The organism is Pseudomonas sp. B14(2017), from assembly GCF_002113255.1.
GTDB classification, from domain to species: domain Bacteria; phylum Pseudomonadota; class Gammaproteobacteria; order Pseudomonadales; family Pseudomonadaceae; genus Aquipseudomonas; species Aquipseudomonas putida_Z.
This window is the reverse complement of record NZ_NEJY01000003.1, coordinates 113496-127600: the sequence shown is the minus strand read 5'-3', so window position 1 is coordinate 127600 and position 14105 is coordinate 113496. Positions and strand designations below refer to the sequence as shown.

The following is a 14105-nucleotide window of genomic DNA, read 5'->3' as shown; positions in this document are numbered from 1 at the left end:
GATCAGACGAAGAAGGACAAGGCACCCGTGACCAAGGCCAGTGCGGTGATGACCAGTGATGTCAGCACCGCCCATTTCACGGTGGCCTTCTGGAAGTCGCCGATGTCGCGATCGACCATGCCCACCAGCAGCAAGGTCGAGGCCACCAGCGGGCTCATCAGGTGCACCGGCTGCCCCAGCACCGAGGCGCGGGCGATTTCAACCGGGTCGATGCCGTAGGCGGCCGCAGCGTTGGCAAGGATCGGCACCACGCCAAAGTAGTAAGCGTCGTTGGACAGTACGAAGGTCAGCGGCATGCTGGTCAGCGCCACCACCAGCGGGAACCAGTGGCTCCAAGCCTCGGGAATCCAGTCGACCAGGGTCTGCGCCAGTGCATCGACCATCTTGGTGCCCGAGAAGATCCCCGCGAAGATGCCTGCGGCGAATACCAGCAGTACCACTGTCATGGCGTTGCCGGAGTGGGCGAGGATGCGCTCTTTCTGCAGATCCAGCTGCGGGTAGTTGATCATCAGCGCCGCGACGAAACCGATCATGAACAACAGAGCGGAGTGCATGACGCCCATCACTAGCGCCGTCATGACGGCAATCACCAGCACCAGGTTCACATACGCCAAGCGTGGGCGCTTATGTGGGCTCTCGCCGAGGATTTCCTTGATGTAGCAGTTGCCGCCACCCGACTCCAGGGCGATGTTGCCGATGCGTCGGCGCTCGGCACGGCCCAGCAGGAAGGCGGTGAACACCACCCAGGCCGCACCGCCGATCACGGTCGGCAGCATCGGGATGAAGTACTCGGTCGCATCCAGCCCGAGCGCGGCAATGGCCCGGGTGGCCGGCCCCCCCCAAGGGCTCATGCCACTCATGATGCTCAGCGACAGCATGGATACCGTGGCCAGGATCATCGGGTTCATGCCGATGCGCTTGTACAGCGGCAGCATGGCCGCGCAGGTAATCATGTAGGTGGTGGTGCCGTCACCGTCGAGCGCCACCAGCAGCGACAGCAGCGCGGTACCGATGGCGATCTTGACCGGGTCGCCATTGACGCGCTTGAGGATCTTGCGGATCAGCGGGTCGAACAGGCCGGCATCGATCATCAGGCCGAAGAACAGGATGGCGAACAGCAACAGCGCTGCCGAGGGCGCCACCATTTTCAAGCCATCGAGCATCATCTTGCCCAGTTCGGGGGCGAAGCCACCGATCACGGCGAAGACAATGGGTACCACGGTGAGCGCAACGATTGGCGACAGGCGTTTGCTCATGATCAGGTAGGTGAAGGTCACCACCATGATCAGGCCCAGGAGTGCGAGCATGGTCTTTTCTCTTGTTTTTATTCTATTGCGGCCATCGGCAAGGCAGACGGCCCCCTACCCCACTCGGCATCGCTAGGATGCTGAGTGGGATTTTAAGTCAACAATGGGAGATGGAAGAGGCTTTCAGCTGTGATGCCGAGGCTCGGCAGACCAGTCGGCCTGCGCAATATCGGCCTCGTCCGGTGCAGCCGGAATGCCGTTCAGGCGGCGCAGCAAGGTTTCCCGTTCACAGGCATTTTCCGACAGCGAGATGACCACGGTGGCCACGGCGTTGCTGGCCAGGCTGGTCAGGGCACGCGCCTCGGACATGAAGCGATCGATGCCGATCAGCAAGGCAAGCCCTGCCAACGGGATGTCGTGAATGACGGTCAAGGTCGAAGCCAGCGCAACGAAGCCACTGCCGGTCACACCCGCTGCGCCTTTTGACGACAACAGCATGATCGCCAGCATCGTCACCGTCTGGCCCAGGCTCAGGTCGATGTTGCAGGCTTGAGCGATGAAGACTGCCGCCAACGACAGGTAGATGGCTGTACCGTCGAGGTTGAAGGAGTAACCGGTTGGCAATACCAACCCGACCACGCCTTTCTTGCAGCCCAATTTCTCCAGTTTCTCCAGCATGCGCGGCAGCACGGGCTCGGTGGACGAGGTGCCGAGCACCACCAGAAACTCCTCGCGGAAATAGCGCAGCAGCTTCCACAGGCTGAAGCCGTGAGCACGGCAGATACCACCGAGCACCACCAGCACGAAGAACGCACAGGCGATGTAGAGCGTACCGACCAGCTTGGCCAGTGCCCCCAGGGACGTCACGCCGTACTGCCCGACGGTAAAGGCCAGTGCACCGAAGGCGCCGACCGGGGCGAAGCGCATCAGGTAGCCAAAGATGCGAAACACCATGGTCGAGGCAGACTCCAGCACATCGAGTACCGGCTTGCCCTTCTCGCCCATGGACGACAGGGCAAAACCGCTGAGCACCGCGATGAACAGCACCGGCAACACTTCGCCTTTGTTGAACGCCCCGATGAAGGTGTCGGGAATGATGTGCATGAAGAAGTCGACCACGCTGAGCTTTGCCGCAGACGCGGCGTACTGGCCGAGCCCCGCGGTGCTTAGCGTGGCAGGGTCGATGTTCATGCCGACACCTGGGCGGAACAGGTAAACCGCTGCCAGGCCGATCATCAGGCTGATGACGGTCAATACCAGGAACAGCAGCAAGGTCTTGCTCATCAAACGCCCGAGGGAGCGCTTGTCGGTCATCCCGGCGATACCGGTGACGATGGTGCAGAAGACCACCGGCGCGATCATCATCTTGATCAGCTTGATGAACGCATCACCCAGGGGCTTGAGCGCAACGGCCTGTTGCGCCCAGAAGTGACCGACCACCACGCCCAGCAGGACGGCGCAGAGGATCTGGAAGTACAGCGATTTGGCGAGTCTCATGAGGCATCACCCATTGTTGAAATTGTGCGGATGCGCTTGTTGCGAATGTACAGGTCTGGACTACCGCCTGGGCCTACCCCGCCAACCTGCGGAATGTAGGCGCGTAAACGAAGCCTGAGAACAGCCGCCGGGCGGTTCGCACCACAGAGGCCTGAATCGTCTTGCCATCGGCGCCGCTGCGTGACAGCGCGACATCGATACCGCCGCTTGGGTGTTCCAGGCGTACCTCGGCCAGTTGCTCGGCGCCCTCGCCCAGCAGTTCGCCGATTACCGTACCTGGGCTGACGCAGGCAGTCGCCAGCCCTATCGCTCCGGTGATGGCCAAGGCGCGGTGGCAGTTGTGCGGCATGAAGTAGCGGACCTGCAACGTGCCGTCATAACGGGGCTTGGACACCAGAACAGGCTTGGGGATGACCATACCGCTGACATCACCCAGGCCCATGGCCTTGCCGGCTTTCAGCCGCAACGCCTCGAGGCGCTCGAGCAGTTCGCCGTTGGCGTCGAGTTCGGCCGGGGATTCCGAGCCGGTGACGCCCAGCTGGCTGGCCTCCACCACCATCATCGGCATGGCCATGTCGATGCAGGTGACCGCAACGCCGTCGATCACATCCTTGGCCTTGCCGGTCGGGAACAGCTTGCCGGTCTTGCTGCCGACCGCGTCGAGGAAGGTCAGGTGCACCGGAGCGGCAGTGCCCGGTACGCCATCGATCGCCGTGCGGCCTTCATAGCGCACGATGCCGCCGGGGGTTTCCACCAGCGAATTGACGAAAGTGCCGGTGTTGAGGTTGCGAATACGCACCAGCGTCTTGCCGTCCTGACCTTTGACAAGACCTTGCTCGATGGCGAACGGGCCAACGGCGCACAGCATGTTGCCGCAGTTGGGCGCGGTATCGACCCGGCGCTGGGCGACCATAACCTGCACGAACAGGTAGTCGACGTCGGCGTCGGCATGCAGCGAGGGGCTGACAATCGCTACCTTGCTGGTCTGCGGGCTACCGCCACCGATGCCGTCGATTTCCAGTTCATGCCCGGAACCCATCAGGTTGATCAGCAATTCGTCGCGTTCGACCACATTGGCAGGAAGGTCCCATGCGTGGAAAAAGGGGCCCTTGGAGGTGCCACCGCGCATGAGTACGCAAGGAATTCGTTGCATGATTTCGCACTCTTGTTGATCAATGGACATCATTGATGCTGTGGACAAAAGATTGACAGGGATGGATAAATCAATCCAATGCAAATATCGTAGCTATTATTGCGATCCAAGCATCAATTCAGAACTGACTGCCAAGAGCGATCCGAGATGGAATATGAGCTGCAAGACATACGATCTTTCGTGAAAATCGCCGAACTCGGCAGCTTCCACGAAGCCGCAGAAGCGTTGCACCTGTCGCAGCCCGCCTTGAGCCGGCGGATCAAGAAGCTCGAGGAAGGCTTGGGCACTTCGTTGCTGGAACGCACTACTCGTCGCGTCAGCCTGACCAGCGTCGGGCGTGACTTCCTGCCCAAGGCAAGGCGCCTGCTGGATGACTTCGAAGACTCGATCCTGAGCATTCGCGAACTCGCAGAACGACAGACCGGTCAGGTAACCCTCGCCTGTATTCCGACTGCAGCGTTCTATTTCCTGCCGTCGGTGATCCGTGACTACAACGAGCAATACCCCAAGATCCGCATTCGTCTGCTGGACCTCAGTGCCAACGACGGGCTCGAAGCCGTACTGCGCGGTGAAGCCGATTTCGGCATCAACATGATGAGCGGCCAGCACCCGGACATCGAGTTCGTCTCCCTGGTACAGGAGCACTTCGTGCTGGCCTGCCGCAGGGACCACAAGCTGGCGAACCGTGAGGCCGTCACCTGGACAGAACTGGCCGACTACCGCCTGATCGGCGTAGGCCGGCTCAGCGGTAACCGGATGCTGCTGGACCATGCCCTGTCCGGTCTCAACCTGCGGCCCAAGTGGTTCTACGAGGTCCAGCACCTGTCCACCTCGCTGGGCATGGTCGAGGCCGGGCTGGGCGTGTCGGCCATGCCCAGCCTGGCCATGCCCAGCGCCGACCACCCGACGCTGGTCAGCGTGCCGCTGATCGAGCCCCAGGTAACCCGCACCCTGGGGTTGGTCTACCGCAGAGGGGCGTCGCTGTCGCCGGCAGCGGAGAAGTTCGTGTCGATCCTGCTGGACAAGTGGCCCAACCGTTGAACGAAATGCCTTGCTTCCGGCTCGGCACGGCGCAGGGGAAAAACGGGCTGAGTTCATGGTTCACTCCCCGCCCAGGCCCAGCTTGTTGGGGCGGCGCTTCTCGATTGCAAACTTGAGCAGTGCCGCGCTGCGGAACAGGCCATGGGCAAACTTGCCATAGGGCAGCGTGATGAACAGCGCCATCACCGTCCCCAGGTGAAGCGCCAGCACGATCGCCATCGCTGCGGTATCACGCAGCCCCAGCAAGGCAAGGCCTGTGGCGCTGACCAACAGCAGAAGCAGGATGAAGGCCCGATCCATGGGGCGCTGGGCCACATCGCCCTGCTCCGGCGCCCTGCGCAGGTTCAGCGCAAGCAACCCGGCAGGCCCGACAATCAAGCCAATCCCGCCCAGGGTTCCGAGCAACACCGGTGCGCTCAGCAGCGGGTACGGCGCCTGCTGGCCCAGCAGATAGTGATACCCGGTGGCGACCACCGTGGCGGCAAAGCACAGCATGAAGCCGTAGAAGGTGAAGTGATGGAAGCGACGGCGCCAGAGCGTGTAGCGATCATCGGCGTTGTTGCAACCTTGGCCGTGCCCGCCGTCCAGGTATTTCAGGGTCAACGCCGCGCTTGATGCCTCAAGCACAGCCCCTTTTGCCGGTTGCGCCAGCGCCTCGGCAGGCGAGACCGAACGCCAGAAGCGACGTACCGCCACCGCCAGAGCCAAGCCTGCAGCGACAAAGACGCTACCGAACATCAGCGCCAGGGTGTTGTGCGGGAAGACCGCATAGAAATTCCCAGCCAACCGCCCGGGCAGCAGCGTGCCGTTGACGAACAAGGTCAGCAGCAGGAACAGCGACAAGGCTACGGCCAATGCACTGGCGACATAGGTGCCGTTGTGCCTGTACAGCCGCCCGAAGAGGGCCGGCCAGGCGTACTCGGCGTATGTCTGCCCGCGCACCTTGGCCATCGCCTGGGGCACGTTCACCGCGAATTCGTGGGGCTGCGCGTACTGGCAGGCATGCAGGCAGGCGCCGCAGTTGTGGCACAGGTTGGCCAGGTAATGGATATCTGCCTTGCCGAACTCCAGCCTGCGGGTCATCGCCGGGAAAACGGCGCAAAAGCCCTCGCAGTAACGGCAGGCATTGCAGATCCGCATTTGCCGGTCCACTTCCTGCTCCTCGACGTTCAACACCGGGATCAGTTCGAGGGCCGGCCCGGCGGTGTCAGGCTGGCGTGGCTCAGGCAGTTGCGCAGTCATGGCTCTTCTCTTTTTCTGGATGTTCGTAACCCGCCGCCGCAGCAGCGCTGGTTCCGGCGATACGGCCGAAGGCGGTGCCGATGGACATGCCGACGCCTGCGGTGTAGCCCTTGCCCAGTACATTGCCCGCCATCATTTCACCGGCAACGAACAGGTTCGGGCTGGGACGCCCGTCGAAATGGACGGCGGCGGTTTCATCGGTGCGCAGCCCCAGGTAGGTGAAAGTCACGCCAGGGCGCAGCGGGTAGCCGTAGTAGGGGGGCGTATCGATCGGGCGCGCCCAGTGGCTTTTCACCGGTTCCAGGCCAACGGTGTGACAGTCGTCCAGCCGGGTGTGGTCGAAAGTGCCCACCTGGCAGGCTCGGTTGTAGGCATGCACGGTTTCGAGGAAGGCCTGCACAGGCAAACCGAGCAGGCCGGCCAACGCCTCCAGGCTATCGGCGGTGGCGCCCGGGAAAACCGGTGGCATGAAGCGCCCGAGGGCTTTCTGGTCGATGATAGAGAACCCCACCTGCCCAGGCTGATGCGCCACCAGGCGCCCCCAGATGGCATAGCGCTTGGGCCAGAAATCCTCGCCTTCATCGTAGAAGCGCTGGCCGTCGCGGTTGACCACCACGCCCAGCGACACACAATCGATGCGCGTGCAGATGCCGCCGTCGTATAGCGGTGCGCGGGCATCGATCGCCACCATGTGTGCCTGGGTCGGGTCGCCAATCGTGTCGGCGCCCTGTTCGATCATGCGGCGCAACAGCACACCGTCATTGAAACGCGTACCACGGATCAGGAAGTTGTCCGAAGGCCACTCCCCTCGCTCGTTCTGCCCCCACGCCTCGCGCAACCACTCACGGTTGGACTCGAAGCCGCCGGCGGCAAGCACACAGGTACGCGCCTCGATGCGCTCGGCAGGCAGGTGTCGCCCCTGAACCTCGCGTGCCGGCACATGGGCCGCAACGAAGCGTCCGTCCCGCAGTTCAATGTTGGCTACCGGTGTGTCGTAGCGTATCTGTACGCCAAGGTTTTCGGCGCTGCGAAAGTAGGCATTGACCAGCGCCTTGCCGCCGCCCATGAAGAAGGCATTGGTCCGTGCGGTGTGCAGCGCACCTGACAATGAGGGCTGGAAATGCACGCCATGCCGGCGCATCCACCCACGGCAGCTGGAGGATGCGCGAATCACCAGGCGCGCAAGCTTTTCGTTGGTCTGGCCACCTGTGACCTTCAGCAGGTCCTGCCAGAACTCCTCTTCCGGGTACGCCTCGAGCAGTACGTCCTGGGGGCCATCATGCATGCACCGCAGGTTACGCGTGTGTTGTGAGTTGCCACCACGCCAGGCGCGAGGTGCGGCCTCGAGCAGCAGCACGCTGGCTCCGGCCTCTCGCGCCATCAGCGCGGCACAGAGGGCGGCATTGCCCCCTCCGATGACTAGCACATCGATCATTTCGCCTCCAGATCACGAAGAGCCGAATGTTCGGCTGCTCCTCGTGACCGGGGACTTTAATGAGCGCCCGCAGACCGCGAAACGCGATGGTCGGGGGGAGGCATTCAGTTTTTCTAAAGGGGCTGGATGAGCGCACCCAGAATCCGGGTCAAAGCAGCCGGGCCCCAGGCCATCGGCCCTGTTCCACCAGATCCCGAGCGACCTCCTGCAGTACGATCCGCGTTGCCAACGCTGCCGGCGAGAGCTCGTCATCGGTCAGGCTGACAATGACATTGCGACGCTGCGCCTGTGCTTCATCGATGGCAAACACGCGCAGGCCCGCCTGATGCGCCCGGGCCACCGTCGCGCCGGGCTGGATGGTGGCGGCATGGCCCGCACACACGCAATCCATCAACAGCGACAAACCATCGACTTCCATGACGATGCTGGCCTCCAGCCCTGCCCGCTCGAAAATCGAGCGCAACGTCGTTCGCAGACCGTGTTGCGTGCTTGGCATAACCAACGGCAGCGTCGCGATCTGTTGCAACGTGAGCGACTCGCCCCAGCCGTCCTTGACCAGTGGCGCGGGAACCAGCACGAACAGCCGCTCCGTCAGAAGCGCCCGTACCTCCAGCCGCGGCCCCGTCTCTGCCTGGAACAGCACCGCCAGGTCGAGGTGCCGGGCATTGAGTTGGTTCATCAGATAACCAGACAGCATCTCCACCAGGTGCAGCCGGATGTCGGGATAGCGTTCGCGCATCCTGTCGATCAACGCCAAGCCAAGGATCGATGCAGTGGTCGGTGCCAGCCCCACGCTGGCATAGCCGCTCATGCGACCACTTTGTGCCGCCAGGACAGCATGCTCCGCCTGACGAAGCGCAAGACGCGCATGGTATTCGAAGGCCAGTCCGGCCGCGGTCGGCGCTACGCCGGTGCTCGAACGCGTCAAAAGCCGGGTACTCACCTCGCTCTCCAGCTTCGACAGTTGCTGGCTCAGTGCGGAGGCGCCGACCCCGAGCTCGACCGCCGCCCTGCCAAGGCTGCCGTACTCCAGAACACTCAGGAAATAGCGAAGCTGACGTAACTCCATACAGATCTCTTCAACGATGGGGGCAGGCCTGGAGCATGTTAAACGTATTTGCACAGCGTGGGCGGTCAAGCCTTGATCGACAGGACGCTACGGTGGAACGGACTGGCCCGCCCTCATGGAACTGCATATAGCTGGATGATTGAGCAGGGCCTCTGTGGGAGCGGGCGTGCCCGCGAACACCGGCGCAGCCGGTGCCAACCACCGCGTTGAATTTTCGCGGGCACGCCCGCTCCCACAGAGGCCGCGTCGCGCTTGCGAATTGAGTTCTCTGCGCGACAGCGCAGCCCAAAGGGCTGGGCGATCTCCTGCAAGGCCTTCTTTTCGTCTGCAGAAATCAATCTGGCAGGCCTTGCAATACATGCGAAAAATCGTATATTTGAAAAACCATATATATCAAGCATGAAAAGCAAACACCGAGAACTGCCATGACTGACTCGCTGACCCCGACCCAGGTCTTCAAATGCCTCGCCGACGAGAACCGCATTCGGATGATGCTGCTGATCGCTCGTGAGGAAGAGCTGTGCGTCTGTGAACTGATCTGCGCCCTGGAAGAAAGCCAACCCAAGGTTTCCCGCCACCTCGCACAACTGCGCACCTGTGGCCTGCTGGAAGACCGCCGTCAGGGCCAGTGGGTTTACTACCGCCTGCATCCAGAACTGCCCACCTGGGTACGCGATGTCCTGGTAACAACGCTGGGGGCCAATCGCGAATGGTTGAGCACCAGCGCCAAACGACTGGACACCATGGGTGACCGCCCTCAGCGCGTGGCTACCTGCTGCTGACCATCCATCACTGCCCTGCAGAGTGAAACCATGACCGAACACCCCATTCCCAACATCGACAACGACCTGGTCGATCTGCCGACAGCCGAGAAACTGGCGATCGAGCAGCAGTCCACCCACAAGCCTCGCATCTTGCTGCTGTACGGCTCGACCCGCGAACGCTCCTTCAGCCGCCTGCTGACCGAAGAAGCCGCCCGACTGCTGGAGCACTTCGGTGCCGAGACGCGAATCTTCAACCCGTCTGGCCTGCCATTGGCGGATGACGCGCCGGATGACCATCCGATGGTCAAGCAGCTGCGCGACCTGGTGCTGTGGTCGGAAGGCATGGTCTGGTGCTCCCCGGAACGTCATGGCGCGATGACCGGTGTGTTCAAGTCGCAGATCGACTGGATCCCCCTGAGCATGGGCGCCGTACGGCCGACCCAGGGCAAGACCCTTGCGGTCATGCAGGTATGCGGCGGTTCGCAGTCGTTCAACGTGGTCAACCAGCTGCGTGTGCTTGGCCGCTGGATGCGCATGTTCACCATCCCCAACCAGTCGTCCGTACCCAAGGCCTACCTGGAGTTCGACGAAACGGGCCGCATGAAACCGTCCCCGTACTACGACCGTGTCGTCGATGTCATGGAAGAGCTGGTGAAGTTCACCCTGCTGTTGCGCGACCGCGCCGACTACCTGGTCGACCGCTACTCCGAGCGCAAGGAGTCGGCCGAGGAACTGTCCAGGCGTGTCAATCAACGATCCATCTGAAGTCACAACTCGAGTACAAGACCATGGCAATCAAAGTAGGCATCAATGGGTTTGGCCGTATCGGTCGCCTGGCGCTGCGCGCGTCCTGGGGCTGGCCGGAATTCGAATTCGTCCAGATCAATGACCCGGCCGGGGACGCCGAGACCCACGCCCACCTGATCAACTTCGATTCGGTCCACGGCCGCTGGCAGCGTGAAGCCCGGGCAGAAGGCGACTCGATGGTGATCGAGGGCAAGCGCATCAAGGTCACCGCGAACAAGACGATCGCCGACACCGACTGGTCGGGCTGTGATCTGGTCATCGACGCCAGCGGCAAGATGAAGTCGGTAGCGGTGCTCCAGGCCTATCTGGATCAGGGCGTCAAACGCGTGGTGGTCTGCGCTCCGGTGAAGGAGAAAGGCGCGCTGAACGTGGTGATGGGCGTCAACCAGCAGCTGTTCGACCCGGCGCAGCACCGTATCGTCACCGCCGCTTCCTGCACCACCAATTGCCTGGCCCCGGTGGTCAAGGTAATTCACGAAAACCTGGGCATCCGCCACGGCTCGATCACCACCATCCATGACCTGACCAATACCCAGAGCATCCTCGATACGCCACACAAGGACCTGCGTCGTGCCCGTGCCTCGGGCATGAGCCTGATCCCGACCACCACGGGTTCGGCTACCGCAATCGCCGAGATCTTCCCTGAGCTGCGCGGCAAGCTGAATGGTCACGCTGTGCGAGTACCGCTGGCCAACGCCTCGCTCACCGACTGCGTGTTCGAGGTGGAGCGTGAGACGACGGTTGCCGAGGTCAATGCGCTGCTGCAAGCCGCTGCCGAAGGGCCGCTCAAGGACATCCTGGGCTACGAAGAACGCCCTCTGGTGTCCATCGACTACCGCACCGATCCACGGTCTTCGATCATCGACGCGCTGTCCACCATGGTGGTCAATGGCACCCAAGTGAAGATCTACGCCTGGTACGACAACGAGTGGGGCTACGCCAACCGTGCAGCTGAACTGGCACGCTTGGTCGGCGCAGCGGAGTAACCGGCGATCATGAAGGCGTTGTCAGCCCTGCCTGCACAAGTGCGTCAGTACCTGCTGGTTACCGGCAACTACTGGGCCTTCACTCTCACCGACGGCGCATTGCGCATGCTGGTGGTACTGCACTTCCATTCGCTGGGCTACACGCCGCTGCAGATTGCGGCGCTGTTCCTGTTCTACGAAGTGTTCGGCGTGATCACCAACCTGGTGGGCGGCTACCTCGGCGCCCGCCTGGGGCTCAACCGCACCATGAACATCGGCCTGGGCATGCAGGTGCTGGCCTTGCTGATGCTCACGGTGCCAGCAGCCTGGCTGACAGTGCCCTGGGTGATGGCGACACAGGCGCTGTCCGGCATCGCCAAGGACCTGAACAAGATGAGCGCCAAGAGCTCCATCAAGCTTCTGGTGCCGAACAGCCAGCAAGGCACCCTGTACAAGTGGGTAGCCATTCTCACAGGTTCGAAAAACGCACTAAAGGGTGTGGGTTTCTTCCTTGGTGGTGCCCTGCTCGCCCTGCTCGGCTTCACCCTGGCGGTGCTGGCCATGGCGGCGGTACTGGCATTGATCTGGATCGGCAGCCTGATCCTGCTGAAGAAAGACCTGGGCAAGGCCAAGGCCAAACCGAAGTTCCGCGACATGCTGTCCAAGAGCCGGGCCATCAACATTCTCTCGGCCGCACGGCTGTTTCTCTTTGGCGCCCGTGACGTCTGGTTCGTCGTGGCTTTGCCGGTATATCTGAGCACGGCTTTTGGCTGGGACTTCTGGCTGGTCGGCGGCTTCCTGGCTGCCTGGATAATCGGCTACGGCATCGTCCAGTCGCTTGCGCCCCACATCACTGGCAAGAAACGCGGCCATGTGCCTGACGGTCGCGCGGCCTTCATCTGGGCGATCGCCCTTGCCGGGCTGCCGGCGCTTATCGCCCTGGGCCTGTCGGCAGGCTGGTCGGCGCAGGTGGTGCTACTGAGCGGGCTGATGCTGTTCGGCGTGCTGTTCGCCGTGAATTCGTCGCTGCACAGCTACTTGATCGTCAGCTATGCCAAGGAAGACGGGGTATCGCTGGATGTGGGCTTCTATTACATGTCCAACGCGCTAGGGCGGCTGGTCGGTACGCTGCTTTCCGGTTGGGTATTCCAAGCTTACGGGCTGGGAGCCTGCCTGTGGATCTCCACAGTATTTGTTCTGCTGGCTGCCCTGATTTCTATCGCATTGCCAAGGCATGCTGCCGGGGTGCTCCAGGCTAGCGAAGAGGAAAAGGTAAAGGGGTAATCCACAGCTGCCCACAATCGTTCCTTGTCTGTCGTAGTCGCGAATGGCGGCTAACAACCCATAGCGGAAATCTGTAACCGGGGCCGCTTCGCGGCCCATCGCCGGCAAGCGCGGCTCCCACAGGTACAGCGCATACCTGAAGGCTGGTGATATTCCTGTGGGAGCCGGCTTGCCGGCGATGAGGCCGGTACTGACTTACAGAGCTTTGGATCAGTGTCCGCCGTGGGCCGGTAGCTGCCTTTCGTGACATACGACCTCCATACGGGGTTCACCCCCTGCTCTGTTTCCGGCCCTCCCGCCATGGGCGTACACATCGCCCGTTTCTCGCCTAACCACCTCCGGTAACTGCACGATCGATTCCCCAGGCCTGAGCCATCAGACGGCAACCTGTCTTTGCGCATGGGACAGCGTCGCACACCGTGCTGACGGTGTTCGCCCACAGCATGATGGGCACCGTTCAACCCGCCTACCCTGCCTCCCTGCCAAAGGCGTAATCCTTGAAAACTGACCACCCGGTCCCATGGGAGCACTGTACATGCCTATCGACTTCAGGCCCGCTCAAGCCTCGGACGCGCACGATATTGCGCGCTTCTTTCAACTGACATCGGAGGGCATGGCCGATTACATATGGAGCAAGCTTGCCGCACCTGGGGAAGCATTGCTGAGCGTCGGTGCGTCTCGCTATGCCAGGGAACAGGGCGACTTTTCCTACAAGAACTGCCTGATGGCCACTTTCGAAGGGCGCGTCATCGGCATGATGCATAGCTATGCCTTGCGCGAGACCCCTGACAGGCCTGTCGAGACAGACCCGGTCCTCGCGCCTTATTCCGACATGGAAATACCGGACACCTTGTACATATCCAGCCTGGCCCTGGATGAGGCCTGGCGCAGCCAGGGGCTGGGCGTCCAGTTTCTTCGCCACGCCCAGCAGCGCGCCGAGGAGTCTGGCCTGAATGGGCTATGCCTGATCGATTATGCAGAAAACCACGGTGCACGCCGCTTCTACGAACGTCACGGTTTTCAAATTGTTAAAACCTGCCAGATCGTTCCGCACCCGATGCTGGGCGTAACCGGGGAAGCCTATTTGATGTATCGCCCTAACCAAAACGTGCTCGAGAAAAAGCCATGAACAAGAAACTGACCGTGTTCCGCGAACTGGATATCCAACCGATACGCGACCTTCCCTTTTTTGAAGAGGTGGTGGAAGGCACCCCTCATACGCTGACGTCCAAGTACTATCACGATGAACAGCAAGGTCGCATTTCCGGAGAATGGGAAGCCAGCACCGGAGCGTGGCGCATCGACTACAAGGTTTGGGAGTTCTGCCATGTCCTGAGTGGATGCTGCGTCATCGAGCTTGAGGGTTGCGCCCCCGTCAAACTGGCCGCTGGCGACACGTTCATCATCGAACCGGGCGCCAAGGGCAAATGGACCGTGCTGGAAGACATGAAAAAGAACTTCGTGATCCTCTTGCCAGCGAACTAGGCACGGCAGGCCACAACAGCCCTCTACCTCATGGCTGCGCTGTCGCGCATGGAACAGAGCCTTTGTGGGAGCGGCCTTGTGTTGCGAAAGGGCCGCAAAGCGGCCCCAAGCAGGTA

The 14105-nt window shown here is 61.9% G+C and carries 13 protein-coding genes; 7 read left to right on the top strand and 6 right to left on the bottom strand.

The window, feature by feature from the left end:
- Nucleotides 1-2 precede the first annotated feature (2 nt).
- The 3 genes from CAG34_RS04010 to CAG34_RS04000 all read right to left on the bottom strand — a co-directional run bounded on the left by CAG34_RS04010 (nt 3) and on the right by CAG34_RS04000 (nt 3897).
- Nucleotides 3-1307: a CitMHS family transporter gene (locus CAG34_RS04010; RefSeq protein WP_039612843.1), complete on the bottom strand. Its 1305-nt coding sequence runs from the start codon at nt 1305-1307 to the stop codon at nt 3-5.
- A 123-nt stretch (nt 1308-1430) separates the two neighbouring features.
- Nucleotides 1431-2744 (bottom strand): C4-dicarboxylate transporter DctA, encoded by a 1314-nt coding sequence (dctA, locus tag CAG34_RS04005; protein WP_025339496.1) that lies wholly within the window; start codon nt 2742-2744, stop codon nt 1431-1433.
- A 73-nt stretch (nt 2745-2817) separates the two neighbouring features.
- A complete protein-coding gene (locus tag CAG34_RS04000) occupies nt 2818-3897 on the bottom strand; it encodes a 4-oxalomesaconate tautomerase (RefSeq protein WP_003256767.1) in 1080 nt (359 codons plus the stop codon).
- Nucleotides 3898-4044: 147 nt separating this feature from the next.
- Between CAG34_RS04000 and CAG34_RS03995 the strand changes: the two genes are divergently transcribed.
- Entirely contained in the window at nt 4045-4938 is an 894-nt protein-coding gene (locus tag CAG34_RS03995; protein WP_013972231.1) for a LysR family transcriptional regulator, read from the top strand.
- Between the two features lie 60 nt (nt 4939-4998).
- Here CAG34_RS03995 and tcuB read toward each other — a convergent pair whose 3' ends face one another.
- From tcuB to CAG34_RS03980, 3 genes are all read right to left on the bottom strand, one after another.
- A complete protein-coding gene (gene tcuB, locus CAG34_RS03990) occupies nt 4999-6180 on the bottom strand; it encodes a tricarballylate utilization 4Fe-4S protein TcuB (RefSeq protein ID WP_025339498.1) in 1182 nt (393 codons plus the stop codon).
- On the bottom strand, nt 6161-7615 hold the full coding sequence (gene tcuA, locus CAG34_RS03985; RefSeq protein ID WP_085588139.1) for an FAD-dependent tricarballylate dehydrogenase TcuA: 1455 nt from the start codon (nt 7613-7615) through the stop codon (nt 6161-6163). The genes tcuB and tcuA overlap by 20 nt, the downstream gene beginning before the upstream one ends.
- 148 nt (nt 7616-7763) lie before the next feature.
- Nucleotides 7764-8684, bottom strand: coding sequence for a LysR family transcriptional regulator (locus tag CAG34_RS03980; protein WP_025339500.1), 921 nt, complete (start codon nt 8682-8684; stop codon nt 7764-7766).
- Nucleotides 8685-9109: 425 nt separating this feature from the next.
- Here CAG34_RS03980 and CAG34_RS03975 point away from each other — a divergent pair, with 425 nt between their 5' ends.
- The 6 genes from CAG34_RS03975 to CAG34_RS03950 all read left to right on the top strand — a co-directional run bounded on the left by CAG34_RS03975 (nt 9110) and on the right by CAG34_RS03950 (nt 13989).
- Nucleotides 9110-9466 carry a metalloregulator ArsR/SmtB family transcription factor gene (locus tag CAG34_RS03975; protein WP_025339501.1) on the top strand — a complete coding sequence of 119 codons (357 nt, stop codon included), beginning with the start codon at nt 9110-9112 and terminating at the stop codon, nt 9464-9466.
- A gap of 30 nt (nt 9467-9496) precedes the next feature.
- The gene (gene arsH, locus CAG34_RS03970; RefSeq protein WP_085588137.1) at nt 9497-10213 is read left to right on the top strand and encodes an arsenical resistance protein ArsH; all 717 of its coding nucleotides are present in this window, start codon (nt 9497-9499) and stop codon (nt 10211-10213) included.
- Between the two features lie 23 nt (nt 10214-10236).
- Complete coding sequence (locus CAG34_RS03965; protein ID WP_085588135.1) at nt 10237-11241, top strand: ArsJ-associated glyceraldehyde-3-phosphate dehydrogenase; 1005 nt, start codon at nt 10237-10239, stop codon at nt 11239-11241.
- Nucleotides 11242-11250: 9 nt separating this feature from the next.
- Nucleotides 11251-12504 (top strand): organoarsenical effux MFS transporter ArsJ, encoded by a 1254-nt coding sequence (arsJ, locus tag CAG34_RS03960; protein WP_085588133.1) that lies wholly within the window; start codon nt 11251-11253, stop codon nt 12502-12504.
- 535 nt (nt 12505-13039) lie between these two features.
- The gene (locus tag CAG34_RS03955) at nt 13040-13633 is read left to right on the top strand and encodes a GNAT family N-acetyltransferase (protein WP_178080707.1); all 594 of its coding nucleotides are present in this window, start codon (nt 13040-13042) and stop codon (nt 13631-13633) included.
- Nucleotides 13630-13989 (top strand): cupin domain-containing protein, encoded by a 360-nt coding sequence (locus CAG34_RS03950; RefSeq protein ID WP_085588129.1) that lies wholly within the window; start codon nt 13630-13632, stop codon nt 13987-13989. Before CAG34_RS03955 ends, CAG34_RS03950 begins: the two co-directional genes overlap by 4 nt.
- Nucleotides 13990-14105 lie beyond the last annotated feature (116 nt).